Annotated in this window: 1 protein-coding gene; it reads left to right on the top strand. The window is 58.7% G+C overall.

The features are described from left to right. Positions 1 to 532, top strand: a 532-nt coding sequence (locus ACW5DW_RS17120; protein ID WP_457020507.1) for an IS30 family transposase, incomplete at its 5' end; no start/stop codon positions are given. Positions 533 to 538: the final 6 nt, after the last annotated feature.

The following is a 538-nucleotide window of genomic DNA, read 5'->3' as shown; positions in this document are numbered from 1 at the left end:
ACTGGCCAACAAGCCCATGATCGACAGTCGCCCTGAAGCGGTCGAACAGCGACAGGAAGTCGGACATTGGGAAGGCGACACTGTGATGGGCGCTGCGGGTGAGCGTGACTGCCTGTTGACCCTGGTCGAACGCAGCACGGGGTTGGCGCTGGTGATGAAGCTGCCACACCGCACGGTACGCGCGGTCAATCGTGCCGCACTCCACGCTATCCAAACCAGCGGACTGCCCTTCACTACGATCACCTGGGACAACGGCACAGAGTTCCATGGCTATCGCGCCTTGGAAAACGCCGCAGGCATCCGCTGCTACTTCGCCTACCCGCATCACCCCTGGGAGCGTGGCAGCAATGAGAACTTCAACGGCCTATTGCGGCAGTACTTCCCGAAAGGAAAAAGCTTGGCCAGGATCCGCCAAGCCGACTGCAACACCGTTGTCGCTAAACTCAACCAACGACCGAGGAAACGCTATGGCTTCCAGACCCCGGAACAACGACTACAACAAACTTCAGGGGTGTTGCACTTGGAGTGTTAATTCACC

The sequence above is a fragment of the Luteimonas sp. A482 genome (assembly GCF_054072655.1).
The sequence above is the reverse complement of the archived record's forward strand: the minus strand, read 5'-3'. Positions and strand labels throughout refer to the sequence as shown.